A 16,542-nucleotide genomic window follows, 5' to 3' on the forward strand; every position below is an offset into this window, starting at 1 on the left:
CCTGCGGCCCAAAAGCGCGGCGCCCCGCGTCGCTTTTCGACCAGACTTTTGGGGACAGGCGCATGCCGGCCGCGTCAGTCCCAACAGGGAGCGTGAGTCTTAAAACGGATACGATCTGTTTGCGCCCCGGTGAAGAGTGTGATAAAATCAGCCATTGCCCGTGGTTTGGAGCAGGCTGCTGCCCTTGTATGTCTGAGAATTGTTGTCCCTGTGTCCCACATGATGATCCCTGCTTATTGACGCGGGTTGTTTGTCGTTGCTGTTGTACAGGCTTTCCCATATCTCAGTCCGATGTAGCAATTGCTCAGTCTCTGCCGAAGTAAGTGCCAACATCCTTAGATGGAGTAAGGACAATGACAAGAAACCGAGATAGCATCGTCGATGCCAGCAGGCCCAGCGCCGGTCGGATATATGACTACTACCTGGGCGGTCACCATAACTTCGAAGTTGACCGTCAGACGGCCGAGCAAGTTCTGCAATTGCTGCCTTTCTTGAGAAAAATGGTGCGCCTTCAGCGGTGGAGCCTGCAGGATGTTGCCGAAGAACTGACAATCAATCGTGGTTACGACGTCATCATTGACTTTGCTTCAGGAATCCCCACCCAGGACCATCTCCATGCTGTTGTGCCTTCAGGCACGACGGTGATCTATTCCGATTACGATCCGGTCGTAGTCGAGTATGCGCGTGAGATTCTGGGTGAAACCCCGGATGTGTATTTCTTCGAGGCGGATGCCCGCAGACCGGAGGAATTTCTCAATCGCCCAGAGTTGCTCGATATTCTGGGTGATAGGCGACGGGTGGCTGTTGTCTATTGGGGAATTGCAGGGTTCTTGACCGACGAGGAGATCATTCACGCAGTTCGAGTCCTGTATGATTGGACCGCGGATGGCAGTTGTTTGGCGTTTAATGCGCAGGTTGCCGATGCAAATCCTTCCGATCCATCAGGCGCCAGGGTGTTGAAGATATACGAGGAGATGGGTACTCCTATCCATGTTCGTTCTCGCGATCAGTACGAGGAGTTGCTTCGGCCCTGGCGGGTTGACCAGGGCGGTTTTGTCTCTCTGCTCGACTGGCACGGCTTCGACGAATCTGATTTGGGTGAGGAGAGTAGAGATGCCTTCGGGCCTACCGGTGCAGGCTACGGCGTATATCTTGAGAAGTGATTTGGTGGTTTGTGATACAGGAACATTGCGATGATTTGTGCCCTCCGGTTTTTTTCTCTCGGTTTTAATCCCACCCTTTTTGAATGAAGGACTTTTCGCAGCATCTCAGCCAGGATCAACTCTCGGACGAACTTGTGAGGACATTACGCACTACAGTGTTCTCAAGTGGCTTGCGGGTTTCGCCGCGGCGGGTTAAGCAGATAGGCGAAGAGATGGCGGCAGACTTTTTCCGCTATTACGATCAGCGAGACCAGGATTCAGTTCGACAGTATGGCGTTTCTTTGGCTGGGGAAGGACTTGGCCCCAGGTCGATGCTGGTGATGGTGGAAGCCTTGGGTCAGATGTGTCGGGAGGCCTCCAATCCGGTGGTGGAACTTCCGGATGTGGCTGGGAAATACTCGATGGCGCTCCTTGAAAGTTACATCGCAAGCCGGGAGGAGAATCTTCTGCGTGAACAGGAACTCACACATCGAGCCCACCTTCGGGCGCTGGGCGTGAGCGAGGGATAGTCGAATTGACTGACCTGGTCGACGCTGCCGAAGCCAGGATTGATAAGTTGGCTCAGGCTCGCGAGGAATTGAGCTCAGCGATCTTTGGGGCGCTGCGGGCGACATTGTTTGAAAGCCGCGCCTTCATTCGGCCAAAGGATCTACGGCGTTTGTCTTCTGAGGAGACAGACGCTTTTTTTGGCTTTTTGGCCGATGGGGAATCAAGCAGTGTGGCCGATCGAGGAAAGAGATTGTGTCATCGCGGGGTGGGCGATCTGGCCGTCCTGAGAATCGGCCAGGTACTTCGGCGATTCGTAAGCGATAATACCAGCGAGCAGGATGTAATCGACCTCCTGGAGGCGGCCGAAGGTTATCATCGCGCGTTATTGCAGGGCTACCTCGGTGCCCAGCGCGATATCATCCTCGAAGAACAGGAACGTATCAGGTTTGCTTTGCAGCAGACTTTGCACCGTTATACGATCCAGGTTCAGACGGCTTCCGAGGTGGCCCAGGCTACGATCTCGACTCTCGATTTGGGCGAATTGCTTACGACTGCAGTTGATTTGATCGGAGAACGCTTCTCCTTGGATTACGTCGGCGTTTACCTGGTCGATGAGGCCCAACAGTACGCCATTCTGCGAGCCGCGATCGGCCTGGCTGGACGGCGGCGGATGGCTACCGGACATCGACTGCGAGTGGTTGGTCCCTCAACCGTGGGAAGATGTATTAAATCCCGACAGCACCTTCTCGTGAATGATATTTCGGGGGCAGTGCTCCACGTGGAGACTTCCTGGGTCGAGGGTGTCCGCTCGGAGATCGCCCTGCCCTTGATCACCCGCGATTCGGTGATCGGCGCCCTGACGGTGCAGAGCAATCGAGCCAGTGCCTTCTCCTCCCTCGATGTCCCCGGATTCCAGATCATGGGGGACCAGGTGGCCAACGCCATTGCCAACGCCCGCCTCTATGCCGCTGCTCGCCGTCGCGCCGACGAACTTTCTCTCGCCTACGAGCGCCTCAAGGATCTGGAGGAACTCAAGGACCAGTTTGTCCAGAACGTCTCCCATGAATTGAAGACACCCTTGACCCTCGTCACCGGCTATGCCGATGCTATGAAAGCGGCTCAGTTGGGTCCCATCACACCGGAACAGATGGAGGCCCTGGAGGTCATCTCTCGCTCCTCCAGCGCCTTGGGTGACCTGTTCGACGATATCCTGACCATTTTGCAGGTAAGCGCTTCCCGGCCCAGCATTATTCCCATTTCGCTGGCGGAGGTTGCGGGGTCGCGGGTGGTGGAATTCGAGGCAGAGGCCAGGGAAAAGGACATTACGATCGAAGCCGATCTACGACCTTCCGGACAGCTCAGTTTCGTCGTGGTCCGCCCCAACCACATTCGCCGCATTGTCGACAACCTGTTGAGCAACGCAGTGAAGTTCACCCCCAGTGGTGGTCAGGTTTTGGTTCGCGTCTGGGAAGGTGAGGATCAGGTGTTCCTGGATGTTTCCGATTCCGGCATCGGTATTCCCCTGGAAGCCCAGGATCGGGTATTTGATCGTTTCTTCCAGGTCGATGGCTCCGTTCGCAGACGTTTCGGTGGCACCGGGCTGGGGCTGGCCCTGGTTCGTGAACTGGTTGAGTATTCCGGTGGCACCGTGGCGGTTTCCAGCCCAGGTGTGAACCAGGGCACTACCTTCACGGTGGCCTTCCCCGCTGCTCAGATTTGATTTCCTGATGTCGGAATGTCAACATATCGATATCGCATTCTGGAATCATGACATCATGACATCAAAACGCCGCCGCGCCCCCGCGGTCTCGCTCAGTCGATCCCCATGCGCTTCTGGAAGTCGGCCGCGGTTGCTGTGAGGCCCTGTTCGAGCGAGACCTCGGGGGTCCACTTTAGCAGGCGTTGCGCCTTGCTGATATCGGGCTGGCGTATCTTGGGGTCATCCTCGGGCAAGGGCTTGAAGACCACGCCGGCTTCATTGCCCGTTATTTCGTTGATCAGGTGGGCAAAACGAAGGATGGTCATCTCATGAGGATTGCCCAGATTAACCGGACCAACTTCGTCGGAGAGAAGTAAACGCAGGAGTCCTTCGACCAGGTCGGCAACATAGCAGAAGCTGCGGGTCTGAGAACCATCGCCATACACCGTCAATGGTTTTCCACGCAATGCCTGCCCCAGGAAATTCGGCACGACGCGGCCATCCTCGATCCGCATGCGGGGTCCGTAGGTATTGAAGATGCGAACGATGCGGGTATCCAGACCGTGGCTGCGGTGATAAGCCATCGTCATGGCTTCGGCAAAACGTTTGGCTTCGTCGTAGACACCTCGCGGTCCTATGGGGTTCACATTGCCCCAGTAGTCCTCCGGCTGGGGATGTACGAGGGGATCGCCGTATATCTCGGAGGTCGAGGCCAGCAGAAAGCGAGCCTCCTTGGCTTTTGCCAGCCCCAGCGCCTTGTGGGTACCCAGGGCACCAACCTTCAGTGTCTGTATCGGGAAATTGAGGTAATCTACCGGACTGGCCGGCGACGCGAAATGCAGGACCGCGTCCACGGGGCCTTCCAGGTAGATGTAATTGGTGACATCGTGAAAGATGAAGGTAAATTGTCGAGTGCCTGCCAGGCGGGCGATATTATCAGTGCTGCCCGTGATCAGATTATCCATGGCAATGACATCATGACCGTCTGCAACCAGACGTTCGCAGAGGTGAGAACCGATAAAGCCGGCACCGCCGGTGACGAGAATACGCATGAATTCAGGTCTCCTGTTCAAATATCGTTCCACGAGCGACCGATCAGACCCAGGCTGAGCATAAACAGGATCATCAGGTCGGTCAGGAACACGGAATTGTCGATCAGCCCGTGGAGCAGGGTGGCAACCAACGATGCCAATAGACCAAGCATCAGGGCCCACTGATCACCGCTCAACGATTTCAAGCGTTGCCGGCCCTGCCAGAATCCCGCAGCAAAGAGCCAGACGCCGACGATGACACCGATCAAACCAAGCCGCGTCCAGAAATCCAGAAGGATGTTGTGGGGGTGGCTCAGATTCAGTTCCTGCCATGCGGTCGGCAGGGCATAGATAGTCCGGTAGGTGTAGAGGAAGTTATCCAGACCGACGCCAAGCCAGGGATTGTCCTTGATCATGTTCCAGGCGCCCCGCCAGAGTTGGACCCGCTGGTAACTCGTGCCATCATTCAGATCAAACAGCCCGGCGAAACGTTCTGTGCTATAGAGGGGTATGAGCAACAAGAATCCAGCCGCAACCGTGGCCAATGCGATCCAGCGCCAGCGTCCCCCGGCAGCAAATCCCAGGAAGAGGATTGCAGCTGGCAGGCCCAGAATCAGGGCGCCCTTGCTGTAGGTCAGGAGCAACGCTGCAAGCACAGGCAACAGCAGCAGCAGAGCCAGGATGCGCCGGTTGCGGCTTCTGCCCAGCGCGCTGACTGCGATCAGCACAGGGGCAACATGGGCCAGGTAAAGAGCCAGGTTGTTGGGTGATCCGAAGGGCCCTCGAATGCGCCTCACCCCTTCGGCTACGATCAGGTCCAATCCTGTCACGGCCTGGCTGAGGCCCCAGACTGCCACGATGAGGGCTCCCAGGCCAACAGCCCAGGTGACGGGCCAGGGGTCAAAGGCACCTTTTCCCACCGGAGGCGACAGCCTGACCAGTCCGTAAACCAGCACACCCGCCAGGATCACAGTACGAAATTCGCGGGCGGCCACACCAAAATGGACTGCGAAGGGCAAAGAGAGAATCGAAATCAGTAACAACGCGACCACGGCCCAGTCCAGTATGGAAAGCTTTAACAAGGGCTTATTTGTTTCATTGTTCTTGTCCCTCCCCGTTGCCAGGTAGACAAGGATGGTTCTGACAACCAGAGCGACAGCGGTCATCCAGATGATCAGTTCCGTGGGGCTGAACCCCCGGCCCAGGATGTGGACAGGCACCAGGAAAAGGGGAATCGACAGGGCTATGAGGGCAATACCGGCGGCTGGAAAGGGCACCAGCCAGAGGAAGAGCAATCCTAACCCGATGATCCCGAGGAAACCGGGCAGGATCACTGAAAGCAGTGCCAGAAGAGCCGCCGCCCCATAGACCAGGGGGACCGGCAGATTGTCAAGCCGCTCGAAGCGTTGCTGTATTCCTGCGGGCGACTGGGATCCCGTAGAAGTGACCCACGATCTCACGGTGGCGCTGCTGGCCATCAAACAGATCAGACCTATGCCTGCCAACAACCAGGGTAGCCAGGCGGGCCAACTTGTGGCAGGCTTGCTTTCGATCACAATCTGTTCCAGTGGCCACTGCTGCCAGCCGCCATGGGCGCTGATTTCCATCCGGTGGGGACCGCCAGCCAGGTTGCGGGCGACCGAAACCACTGCCCTTCCTGCCAGCGGATCGTGGAGCAGCAGATTGGAGCGCCCATTGTCATCGACAGGCAGGGCGTTGGCGGGCGCACCGTCGACAGTGACATCCAAATAGCCCCAGTAGGGACCTCGCTGAATCGTCAGGGCTGCACCGGTACCTTCGAACTGCACCAGCAACCGGTTGTTAGCGATGGTTGCGCCATGGGGTGGGTCTGCCGCCAGATCTGTGATCCGCCAACCACCTTGTTGCGAAACAGCCGGATGAGAAGGGGGCCAGACCCCGGGAGAAAGGGGTTTGACGTCATGGTTCCACTTGTCGAGGGCATTCAATGCCGGGCGCTTCAGGCCGTCTTCTGTTACTAGTGCGAAGCCCCAGTGAGGATCGCCGGCTGGCTGAGGGGGTTGCCACCAGGCCCAGGCCATGCCACCCAGCCAGGGCCAGAAACCTCTCGCCCGTTCCGCAGCCGCTGCAGCCCACTCGGCCTGGGTGGCCTCGTCTACCGATTTCCAGGGACTCTCGCTGCCGGTCATAGTTGGTGATGGCGCATGCCAGCCGAACGAGGACAACCAAAGGGCTGTGCCGGCATCTTCGTGGTCCTGCATGACGTCACGCAGCAGCATCGCCCGGTTGAAATTCAGTACCTCCTGGTGTGCCGGGTCCGACGGAGGCAGATCAAATCCGTAGGGCTGTGCCGACACCGCATCGAAGTAGGGGGCTGCCCCCGAACTGTAAAGATCGTCCAGATAGCTGATATCGCTCTGGTTGATGCCACCCGGCTCCACATTGGGAGCCAGGGCAGCGGCCATCACAATGGCTTCTGGATCTGCCTCCCGGATCTGGATGGCCGCTTCCCGCAACAGCCCGGCATACTCGGTGGCATCGACCGGTCCGGCGCCCCAGTGAGGGGCGATATTGGGCTCATCCCACACTTGATAGAATCTGATTTGCTCGCCGTAACGTTGAGCGAATGCCGCCGCGAAGTTGCCAAAATCGGCGCTGGTCCCGGGGGGTGCCAGGGGGTTGGCACTGTCCTGTTGTGGCCGTGCCCAGGCGGGTGAACCATCTAGGACGGCCACCAGGCTAAGACCACTCTCATCAATCGCTCGGACGATTTCGTCCCATTGCGACCAGTCGAATTCCTGCGGCTCAGGTTCTATGAGATCCCAGGGGAAGCGCTGGCGAACCCACCCGAAACCAGCGCCTGCGATTGCCTGCAAGACATCGTATCGTTGGGCATTGTCGCCATATTGTTGTAGCGCGACATTTGTGCCCATGATGGGGCTGTGTCGCGGGATAACGGCTTGAGTTGGGGGGTCAACCGACGGGGTAGCGGGCAGAACGCCGGCCCAAAGCAGCAGGGCGGTCGCCAGCAGGAGTACACCCACAAAAACGAGTAGTCCTTTGCCCATAGAGCTTAAATCCTACCATAACGTTCCATGTTTTGACGAATCCCCTGACTTGGGCTAGAATAGGTCGATTGGCCCGCACCCTGGTCAACAATGGGAGCGGGTCAACCGCGCAAATAACGAGTATGTTTGTGGTGGGCGGCTCTCTGTAGGCGGCCCCCTCAGATTTGGAATGCATGGCTGGCGATTTCTTGGCGGCGGTCGGGTGAGAGATGGAGGAAAAGCAGAGAAAAATGGATGAGTTCACCATTGAAATTCAGAAACGCACCGAAGTGGGCAGCAAAGCGCGGCTTTTACGCGTTCAGGGTGTGGTCCCCGGTGTCCTTTATGGCGGCGAGGCAGACCCGGAAAATGTTCAGGTCGATGGCAAGACATTCGATAGAATGCTTGCCAGGGGTGGCGCTGCCCATGTTGTCGAACTGGTTGGCGATGGAATTCCCCAGACACAGGTCTTAATTCGCGAGGTGCAACGTCATCCCGTCCGGCGAAACGTCCTGCATGTGGATTTCGTGCGGATCGCCAGGGACGTCAGGATTCGAATGGCCGTTCCCGTGGTGTTGTTCGGTGAGGCGCCCGCCACTGCAGAGGGTGCAATCTTACTTCAGGGTATGGATGCCGTTGAGATTGAGTGTCTACCGGCTGATTTGCCTTCGCAGTTCGAAATCGATGTCTCCGGTCTGGAGCATATCAGCGACCGTGTTACGTTGGATGATTTAATACTCCCGGAGGGTGTGGTGTTGTACGGTGAGGTTGGCGACAAAACGATCGTCAGTCTTACCATACCTCGTTCTGTGCTTCATGACGAAGACGAGGAAGCGGAAATCCTTGACGAGGAGATGCTTGATGGTGAGGTTGAAGCTGAAGAGGCTGAGGCTGAATCCGAGCAAGACTGAAGCATCAGTTGAAAGTGTGGTAATAAATGGCGGCAGGCCCATGGGCTGGCCGCCATTTTTGATGTCAGCCCAGGGAGATACCCAGCTGTCTTGCGGTTTGAATTAAATCGCAATCCATTGGGATGGAACGAGGCACCCTGGCGACGCGTGACAGAGGCAGGTCGGTAAGGAATTCGCCGCGCAAAGCGACCATCCGGCCGAGTCGTCCCTGCTCAATCAAGCGTACGGCAGCGGCACCAAAACGAGTGGCCAACACGCGGTCGGTACTGCTTGGTGTGCCACCGCGCTGGACATGGCCCAGCACGGTTACCCGGATATCGTAATCATGCTGGCTGCTTTCCGGCGGCAACTGATCTCGCCGTTTTCTCAGCAACCAGGCCAGATGATCGCCGATACCGCCAAGTTTGGGTTTATCCTCGCCGGGCAGCGGGTCGCGGAAGACCTTATCGCCACCGGCGACACTTGCCCCTTCGGCAACGACCACGATGGCCGAACGCTGGACCTGGGCAAAACAGCGCTGGAGTCGATTGTAGACGGTGTCCAATTCGAAGGGGTGCTCCGGGACCAGAACCACGTCTGCTCCGCCCGCCACACCTGAGTGCAGAGCAATCCAGCCTGCGTGACGGCCCATCACCTCCACGATCATTGCCCGATGATGGCTTTCTGCTGTGGTTCGCAACCTATCAATGGCTTCAGTGGCGATACCGACGGCCGTATCAAAGCCGAAGCTGACATCGGTGCCATCTACATCGTTGTCAATGGTCTTTGGAACCCCAACCATGGGAGCACCCATGTCGTGGAGCTCCCGAGCAATGCGCATTGTGCCATCCCCTCCAATCACGACGACGGCATCCAACTGTAGCTCTCGAATTCGCTCGAGCACGCGAGGGGTCACATCAAGCTCAACCCTATTCCCTCTGAGGCGCTTCGAATAGAGGAAGGGGTTTGCACGGCTGGCCGCGCCCAGGATGGTGCCTCCCTGTGCCAGAATACCGTAGACCGATTCGAAGGTGAGTGGCACGGTGGCATTCTCATCGGTGATCAGTCCCTCGAAACCATCCCGAATTCCGATGACCTGCCAGCCGTAGGTCAAGATAGCGGTTTTGACCACTGCCCTGATGACGGCGTTCAGGCCCGGGCAATCACCGCCGGCAGTGAGAATACCGATTCGTCGGATGGGTTGTCTTGTTCTGATGAACCGCATTGTCTACCTCATGGCAGTGTCCTGCAATGGTTGCGACCCGCGATCGACGGCAAGGCTAGCGGAAGGAAGTCGTGGTCCACTGGAGAGGGTTGATGGCAAATCCGTGCAACCGCAGTTCCCAGTGCAGGTGATTGCCGGTGCTCAGTCCGGTTGTTCCTACATGGCCGAGCAGGTCACCAGGTTGCACGATCTGTCCCGCCACAACCGCGATGTCGAACAGGTGCCAGTAACCGGTGTAGACGCCGCCACCATGGTCGATTATCACCGCGTTGCCACGAACGGTCAATGGTTCGGCAAGAACGACCGTTCCTGGGCCGGCAGCGGTCACTGCCGCGCCCTCTGGCGCGGCGAAATCCTGACCCGAATGGAAGCCGCTGACAGGGCCACCATTGTAGGATCGCCTCTGCCCGTATGGCGCGCTGGTGACATACTGATCGCCAATGGGACGCAAGAATTTTCGCTGCCAAACCGGCTCGGTTTCGGGCAGACTCCAGATAGCCGCCAGTTTCTCTGCTTCGGCCCGAACCAGGTCGGGCTGTAAGAGACCACCTTTGGACGGCGGCAGAACGATATCATAGGTGGGATACCCGCCTTCGACAACCTCGATCGGCCACTGCATGCCACCTGTTTGCTCAAGGTCATCCTCGCCCTGCCAGGAGAGATCGAGGCGCGCGTAGCCCGGTTCGTGTAAGGCGTGGATAGCCACCAGCCCCCAATGTGCGCCATCCTGCGTCCGTCGCAACGGAACAATTTGATCGCCCAGAGTCATTGTCAGGCTGATCGGATCGCTCGTCTCGACCTGGATCAGCACCGCACTTCCCTGGGTAGCTTTTTCCGGCCAAACGACGATTCGCTGGATCGGGCTATCGGGCAGTGCAGGTGATGGGCCACCAGGGTCTGCAGGAACCAGGAGGTCCTGGCCGATCCAAAGACGTGCCTGCGATGGCATTCCGTTGATCTCCTGTAGCATTTCGGGGGAAGTGCGAAAACGCCGCGCGATACGGCCGAGGGTATCGCCTGGTTGGACCTCCACCCTCAGCAGGGGCGCGTTGGCTGGCGGGATTACCAGCCACTGCCCGGCAAAGATCTCATCTGGGTCGGCCAACAGATTGGCGGCAGCGATCGCATGCACCGTGCTGCCAAATTCCTGGGCGATGGCTGAGAGCGTGTCTCCGGATTGCACTTCGTAGCGCGATACAGTCTCATCCTGGGCGTTAGCTGGTGATGGGGAAACAAGGAAGAGGCCCAGCGCGAACAGGAGAAGGAGCGCGGTCGCCAGACGCTGTGCCAGCTTCGCCCGGTAAACGGGATCGATGGACCGCCGCTTTTGCGTGTACCACGCGGTCGCCCGCGGGCGCGGCATAGTGCCCGGATTGTCATCGCTGTGCCGTCGGGTGTGCATAGTGCCTTGTCTTACTCGTAGATCTCCGGTTTCAACACACCAATAAAGGGCAACTGCCGGTAAAGCTCGGCGAAGTCAAGGCCATAGCCCACGACGAACTCGTCGGGTACCTCGAATCCCACATAGTCGATCGGTACCTCGATCTCGCGCCGGGACACCTTGTCGAGCAAGCTGCAGACGTGAATGGTCGCCGGATTTCGTTGGCGCAGTAAGCGCAGCAGGTAATCAAGGGTTCGACCAGAATCTACGATGTCTTCCACGATCAGAATGTGACGGCCCTCGATCGCGTCATCCAGATCTTTGAGGATGCGGACCACGCCACTGCTTTCCGTGCCAGCGCCGTAACTGGCAATGGCCATGAAATCTACCGCCAGGGGCAGGTCTATCCGCCTGATCAGATCGGCCAGAAAGAGCATGGCGCCCTTGAGGACGGCGACAATCACGATCTCCTCGCCGGCGAAATCCCGGGTAATCCGGGCTCCCAGAACTGCCACGCGTGCCTGGATTTCCTCGTCCGAAATGAGGATTTCTGCCACATCGTTATACAAACTTGAAGGGTCTCGCGCGGGTGTCAAATCAACCTCCTGTGTACACGTAGTTGATGGTGACGAGTCAGTCGGCTGTCAGGCCCCTCCAGGAAGGGGCGCCGGTCGCCGTGATGTCGACAACTGGCACCTCCGCCAGTTTCTCCTCAGGCCCGACCGGCTGGACATAGTCGGCGCTGACCCAGCCATAACGCAAGTTGACACAACAAACCTGCCACCAGCTGTCGTCGGCCAGCCGGGCCGTGACGGGCAACATTCTACCGGCCGGCAGTTGAGCAAGCTGTTCCGCGGCGATGCTGGGGCCACTCCTGACATTGAGTGCCGCGGTTTCGACGCGGACGGCGGCGTGATCGGGCTCGGCAAGGACAGGCGCGACCCAGGATGAGGAGATCGCCACTGCCGGTGGCGGGTCATAGTTGGATGGCGCGCCGCTCTTGAACCGGCCGGTCCATTGGGCAGTCAGGTGCAGGAAGAGATCACCGTAGCTCCGGCTTGGCTCGATGTAGGTGCCTTCCGGCCACTCATTCCAGGACGTGATGATGACCCAGTCGGGATTGCTGTTGATGGCAGCCTGCCAGGTCTGGACATAATAGGACCCATTGTCGCGGCCCCGGATAAAGGCATTGCCGCGGCCTGTGCGCGTGTCGTCGTAGCCGGGCATGGTGGTAGCCACCCAATAGCGATGTCCACCGTATTGCTGGCCGGCATTGTCGACCCAGCGGCTGAACTTGTTGGCCGTGTACGACACATCGCTGGGCGGGTTCCAGGTGACAGAGTAGAGATGATGGCCATCGAACACCGACTGATAGCTCATATCGATGCCTTCGGCAATCCAGATGCTGTCGTGATTCGGGTCCACCTGGTTTCGGATCCACTGCCAGGTTGCCAGATCGAAGCGCTGTTGGCGCCAGAAAAAGAACACAGGTTTGCCATTCGCTCGCAGGTAAGCGGGATGGGCGGCGTGAACTCGCAGTGCGTGCTGAAGCATCTCGACCACGGACCCGGGTCCAGCAACAAATGGGCTGGTTACCTCGACGTCAAGCCCGACCCTGAAACTGCGGGCGGCCGCGACGTCCAACATGGCCGCGAAATTGCTCTCGGTCTGGTTGTTGACGCCGCCCCATGGGCCGTACCAGCTGACCACAAAGGCATCGATACCAGCGCCTTGCGCCTGGGCGATATGGCGATCCATGGTGCCCTGATCGCGACTGACGTAGGTCTGAACCGGAAAATCGGGCACCTTGGCCGGTGTCCAGCTGTTTTCGTCGAACCAGGTATAGTAGAAAGCCAGCACCAGTGGCGGGCCACCCGCTTCAACTGGCGCAGTCGAGTTGGTTGGTAAGCTCCCTGCTGCCTGGAAAAGCGGCGCGGCAACCAGACTGATAATTATGGTGATCAGGATGTGCAGAATTCTTCTGGGCAAGCGGTTCCTCAGTGTTCTGAGCGTGATGGGATCGATTATACCAGACGGAACCAGGGAAGGCCAAAGAATCAGGGACGCGGGGATGGGGAGACGTGGGGACGCGGGGATGGGGGGACGCGGGGACACGGGGATGGGGGGACACGGGGACGCCGCCAGCAGGCGTACCGTGAGGTAGGGAGGGTTTGGACCACGGTGGCGCGAAGGTCCGCGAAGGTCGCAAAGCGCGAAGGGCACGAAGCAGGAAGGGAGTTGATGGCAGGCAGAAGACGGCAGAGAGACGGGTAGGAGTCGAGGCTTTAGCCGGGGGGAGCGACGCGAGGACACAGGAGGGTTTGGACCACGGTGGCGCGAAGGTCCGCGAAGGTCGCAAAGCACGAAGGGCACGAAGCAGGAAGGGAGTTGATGGCAGGCAGAAGACGACGGACCGCGGACGGCAGACGGCGGCCGGCACAGAAGAGGGAGGTCAGTGGTCACGCATCCTGTGTGAAAGGTGCATCGGCTCGACTTGCCGGTCTGAAAAACCAGCGACCCGCTGCATCTCAGAGAAACGGCGGGTCGCTGGTAGTTCTATTCGGCGATGGGCAAGCGGAGGTCCAGGATCATCGTTGCAGGATCGGATTTACCATCCATCCAGCTCTGTTCCAGTCCCTACTCATGACCTATTGCCGGGCCATGATCATTCGCATTTCGGCTTCGTCATCCTTGATTACATCGCCGCTGACATCGAAGGTCACGCTGTAAACTGTGCCCGTGAATTCGAAGGGCGTTTCGTAGAACGGTGCCACCGGGGCACCAGGGTCGGCGCCAACGGTGATGCCGCCGGTTAACCCCAGGCTGAGAGGGGTGGTGTAGGGAAAGTCATTTTGGCCCACAAGCCTGTCATCGATGTAAAGTTGGGCGCGGCCTGGCGTTCCCTTGCCGTTGGCGATATCGGGCGGTCCGGAGACTTCGAACTCGAAACGCAGCTCGTGATGCCCAGTCGTCACCGCTTCGGTGGACTCGACATGCAGGTAGTCGCGAGCCACAAAGTTTTGCACGTATTGCAGTTTGCCATCCTGGACGAAGAGGGAGTAGCCGCCGTCGGTGCCTCCGAAGGAGACCAGCACGCCCCCCGAGCTCCCTTCTGGAATGTCCACGTCGGCCGTGATCGTGTGGGTTCGATTCAAGAGTTGCGGGCCGGCGTTGCTGGGTACCGCCTGCGTGTGCGGGTAGAAGGTGTAGCTGGTGCGATCTTTGGTAAGCTGGGGACGCTCTTCTGCGAAACGCAGCGTGCCGCGTCCATCCACCGGCAGCACATTGTACTTGCCTGCCTCGACGTACCACATACCGATCATGTCGATCAGCTTGGCTCGGACCTCGTCGGCCACGTTGCGTCCCTCGTTCAGCCACGTCTTGAGGGCGCCGACCGCGTTCTCCAGATTCAGCTCAGCGAGATTGTGGTTCTCGGCAAAGTCCTCTGCCACGTGATACAGTTCCCAGCCCGTGGCATCCAGCTCCGTCAACTTCTCGGCCGGGATTGGCTCGCCGAAGAATGCACCCGATTCGCTGAACGAGGGGCCGGGCCAGGGGCAGACCGCCCGCCAGCCGTCGTGATAGATGGAGCGATGGCCCATCATCTCGAAGTATTGGGTGTGATGGTTGCTGGCTGCCTCGCTGTCTTCAAATGTGTGAGCAAAGCTGACACCTTCCATTGGGGATTGGGTAACGCCCTTGATGCTGGCCGGCGGATCGATCTTGAGCATGTCGAGCACGGTGGGGACCATGTCGATGGCATGGGTGAATTGGGTGCGAACTGAGCTTTTGGCCTGGATGCCCTTGGGGAAGTGGACGATGAAGGGATCGCTGATACCGCCGCGGTAGGTTTCGCGCTTCCAGCGGCGGAAGGGGGTGTTACCTTGTATGATATGCGAGCAATCGGTTGCGAAATCGACCGTTGCGCAGAAGCCCCGCGCCCGGGAGATAGATATCCCCGGCTATTATGGGTGAATCCACTGATTGAGGCACAACTCAGCGATTATCTCACCTATTGCACCGCGATATTGTAGTTAGGGGGCACAATCTGGAACCAGCTGTTGCCCGGTTTGAGAGCCAGGGGATTGCCGCTGCCATCCACCAGCTCCAGGTTGTTCCATTTATCGGGCACGCGCCAGCGTCCCTCGACGGCGACGCCATCCCTCAGCACGATAGCCCGCCCCTCGCGCCCGGTCAGGTAGGTGCGAACACTTTTGCTGCCTATGCTATCCTCGACAAGATCGGTTAGCGCATGTTCCACGAACAGGATGACCACATTGGCGGCCGTCACCGGCTGTCCCGTATTGCCGTCGGACATGGGGATCCGACTGGTGCCCTGGAAGCGCTGATAGCGGCCCGTGCCAGGATCGTAGCGCCATTCCACCTGGAAGTAGCCACGGGGGATGTAGGGAACCACTACGCTGTTGCCTGGGGAACCCGCCGGTGGCGAGTCGCTGAAGATAAAGGGCTTGACCGAGGTTGGCGTATTGAGTCCGTTAGCCTCGACATAGGTTCGCAGTTTAGGGATGCTGGTGACCACGCGATTGCGCCAGTCGGAGCTCTCGACATCGGGGTTGGGGTTCATGAAGTATGGCCGGGAGTAACAGCGCTCATCCAGGTCCTGGATTCCCGATTGATAGGCGATCACCTGGTTCGGTCCGACTGCACCGCTGTTGGCCAGGGGGGCGTTGTACATCTGGGCCAACTGGATGCTGGTGGCTCGGTAGGAGCGCACCGGGCCCACTATCGGGGCATCTCCCGCCAGCCAAACCGATGTGAAGCGGGTGGTGTTCATGCTGTCCAGCAATTCCTCGAAGACCAGGTCAGCCCCGTCGAGACCGTAGTATTGCTCGACCTCCGACTGGTGTCCATGCCGGACCAGGAGGATGGGTCGCTGAAGTTGGGCTGGATCAACCTGCAATCCGGTGAGGGGATTGACGTTGCCGCCGACCGCCGGCCGGCTTGGGGGCACCTCCCGCACAGGACGATTCACGTCCAGATTGCACAGGCCCCAAAAACGTCCCGGAGGGGGGGTGTCGAAGTCGGGCACAACATTGCCGATCGCGACAGTGCCTCCGGCACCGGGACCCGATCCGGCGCTGGCAGAATCGCCCCCTGTATCGGCGTTCAGGGGCGGACTATCGATCACGGCGATGGAATCAGTTTCGCCACTCAGGTCGAGGAACTGGCCGGAAACCCAGGCTTGCTCCCCGTTGACGCAACAGAGTTTATACCAGGAGTTGTCCTCGTTGGTGCCCAACACTTCCAGGTTGTCGTTGGTGTAGACCAGGCCCACCTTGCCGTAGCGGGTGCTCGGACCCTTGCGTGCGTTGACCCCGTCTCTGGTGGAACTGGCGAAGGCCTTGGGCTGGGGCGTCGGCGTCGGTGGCTCTTCCGTCGGTTCCGGGGTTTCGGTAGGCTCAGGTGTAGCCGTCGGTGGTTCAGGGGTGTCGGTGGGCACCGTGGTTGGCGGCACCAGCGTATCGGTCGGTACCTGAGCGATGGCCGTAGGTGTTTTGGTCGGCGTCGGGATTGCTTCCGGTTCGTCGTCGCCACAGCCAGCCAGCGTGAACGCCAGGACGATCAGGGCAAAAAACAGTATTGTGCGCAGGATGTTTTCTCTCATTACTTCTTCCTC

The 16,542-nt window shown here is 58.9% G+C and carries 11 protein-coding genes and 1 pseudogene; 4 read left to right on the forward strand and 8 right to left on the reverse strand.

The window, feature by feature from the left end; all coding sequences use genetic code 11:
- The first annotated feature begins 353 nt into the window (after positions 1-353).
- From U9R25_18935 to U9R25_18945, 3 genes are all read left to right on the forward strand, one after another.
- A complete protein-coding gene (locus U9R25_18935) occupies positions 354-1,163 on the forward strand; it encodes an SAM-dependent methyltransferase (GenBank protein ID MEA3337970.1) in 810 nt (269 codons plus the stop codon).
- A 155-nt stretch (positions 1,164-1,318) separates the two neighbouring features.
- Positions 1,319-1,672 carry a hypothetical protein gene (locus U9R25_18940; GenBank protein ID MEA3337971.1) on the forward strand — a complete coding sequence of 118 codons (354 nt, stop codon included), beginning with the start codon at positions 1,319-1,321 and terminating at the stop codon, positions 1,670-1,672.
- A 5-nt stretch (positions 1,673-1,677) separates the two neighbouring features.
- On the forward strand, positions 1,678-3,372 hold the full coding sequence (locus tag U9R25_18945; GenBank protein ID MEA3337972.1) for a GAF domain-containing sensor histidine kinase: 1,695 nt from the start codon (positions 1,678-1,680) through the stop codon (positions 3,370-3,372).
- 92 nt (positions 3,373-3,464) lie between these two features.
- On the opposite strand, the gene U9R25_18950 is transcribed toward U9R25_18945, so the two are convergent.
- Together U9R25_18950 and U9R25_18955 are read right to left on the reverse strand one after the other, a co-directional pair.
- Positions 3,465-4,403, reverse strand: coding sequence for a UDP-glucuronic acid decarboxylase family protein (locus tag U9R25_18950; GenBank protein ID MEA3337973.1), 939 nt, complete (start codon positions 4,401-4,403; stop codon positions 3,465-3,467).
- A 17-nt stretch (positions 4,404-4,420) separates the two neighbouring features.
- The gene (locus U9R25_18955) at positions 4,421-7,429 is read right to left on the reverse strand and encodes an O-antigen ligase family protein (protein MEA3337974.1); all 3,009 of its coding nucleotides are present in this window, start codon (positions 7,427-7,429) and stop codon (positions 4,421-4,423) included.
- A gap of 230 nt (positions 7,430-7,659) precedes the next feature.
- Between U9R25_18955 and U9R25_18960 the strand changes: the two genes are divergently transcribed.
- Positions 7,660-8,319, forward strand: a complete 660-nt coding sequence (locus tag U9R25_18960; GenBank protein MEA3337975.1) for a 50S ribosomal protein L25 — start codon at positions 7,660-7,662, stop codon at positions 8,317-8,319.
- Between the two features lie 64 nt (positions 8,320-8,383).
- Here U9R25_18960 and U9R25_18965 read toward each other — a convergent pair whose 3' ends face one another.
- The 6 genes and pseudogenes from U9R25_18965 to U9R25_18990 all read right to left on the reverse strand — a co-directional run bounded on the left by U9R25_18965 (position 8,384) and on the right by U9R25_18990 (position 16,530).
- A complete protein-coding gene (locus U9R25_18965; GenBank protein ID MEA3337976.1) occupies positions 8,384-9,523 on the reverse strand; it encodes an ATP-dependent 6-phosphofructokinase in 1,140 nt (379 codons plus the stop codon).
- Positions 9,524-9,578: 55 nt separating this feature from the next.
- Positions 9,579-10,925, reverse strand: coding sequence for a LysM peptidoglycan-binding domain-containing M23 family metallopeptidase (locus U9R25_18970; protein ID MEA3337977.1), 1,347 nt, complete (start codon positions 10,923-10,925; stop codon positions 9,579-9,581).
- A gap of 11 nt (positions 10,926-10,936) precedes the next feature.
- Positions 10,937-11,473: a hypoxanthine phosphoribosyltransferase gene (gene hpt / locus U9R25_18975; protein MEA3337978.1), complete on the reverse strand. Its 537-nt coding sequence runs from the start codon at positions 11,471-11,473 to the stop codon at positions 10,937-10,939.
- 64 nt (positions 11,474-11,537) lie between these two features.
- Positions 11,538-12,893: an endo-1,3-alpha-glucanase family glycosylhydrolase gene (locus tag U9R25_18980; GenBank protein ID MEA3337979.1), complete on the reverse strand. Its 1,356-nt coding sequence runs from the start codon at positions 12,891-12,893 to the stop codon at positions 11,538-11,540.
- 659 nt (positions 12,894-13,552) lie between these two features.
- Positions 13,553-14,788: pseudogene (locus tag U9R25_18985) on the reverse strand (sulfatase-like hydrolase/transferase).
- Positions 14,789-14,916: 128 nt separating this feature from the next.
- Entirely contained in the window at positions 14,917-16,530 is a 1,614-nt protein-coding gene (locus U9R25_18990) for a DUF3048 C-terminal domain-containing protein (protein ID MEA3337980.1), read from the reverse strand.
- Between the last annotated feature and the right edge of the window lie 12 nt (positions 16,531-16,542).

The sequence above is a fragment of the Chloroflexota bacterium genome, from assembly GCA_034717495.1.
Classification (GTDB): Bacteria; Chloroflexota; Anaerolineae; order JAAEKA01; family JAAEKA01; genus JAYELL01.

Coding starts and splice junctions, on each gene's coding strand:
- U9R25_18965 (MEA3337976.1), bottom strand. CDS start 9,523: ATGCGGTTCATCAGAACAAGACAACCCATCCGACGAATCGGTATTCTC.
- U9R25_18950 (MEA3337973.1), bottom strand. CDS start 4,403: ATGCGTATTCTCGTCACCGGCGGTGCCGGCTTTATCGGTTCTCACCTC.
- U9R25_18955 (MEA3337974.1), bottom strand. CDS start 7,429: ATGGGCAAAGGACTACTCGTTTTTGTGGGTGTACTCCTGCTGGCGACC.
- U9R25_18935 (MEA3337970.1), top strand. CDS start 354: ATGACAAGAAACCGAGATAGCATCGTCGATGCCAGCAGGCCCAGCGCC.
- U9R25_18960 (MEA3337975.1), top strand. CDS start 7,660: ATGGATGAGTTCACCATTGAAATTCAGAAACGCACCGAAGTGGGCAGC.
- U9R25_18970 (MEA3337977.1), bottom strand. CDS start 10,925: ATGCACACCCGACGGCACAGCGATGACAATCCGGGCACTATGCCGCGC.
- U9R25_18990 (MEA3337980.1), bottom strand. CDS start 16,530: ATGAGAGAAAACATCCTGCGCACAATACTGTTTTTTGCCCTGATCGTC.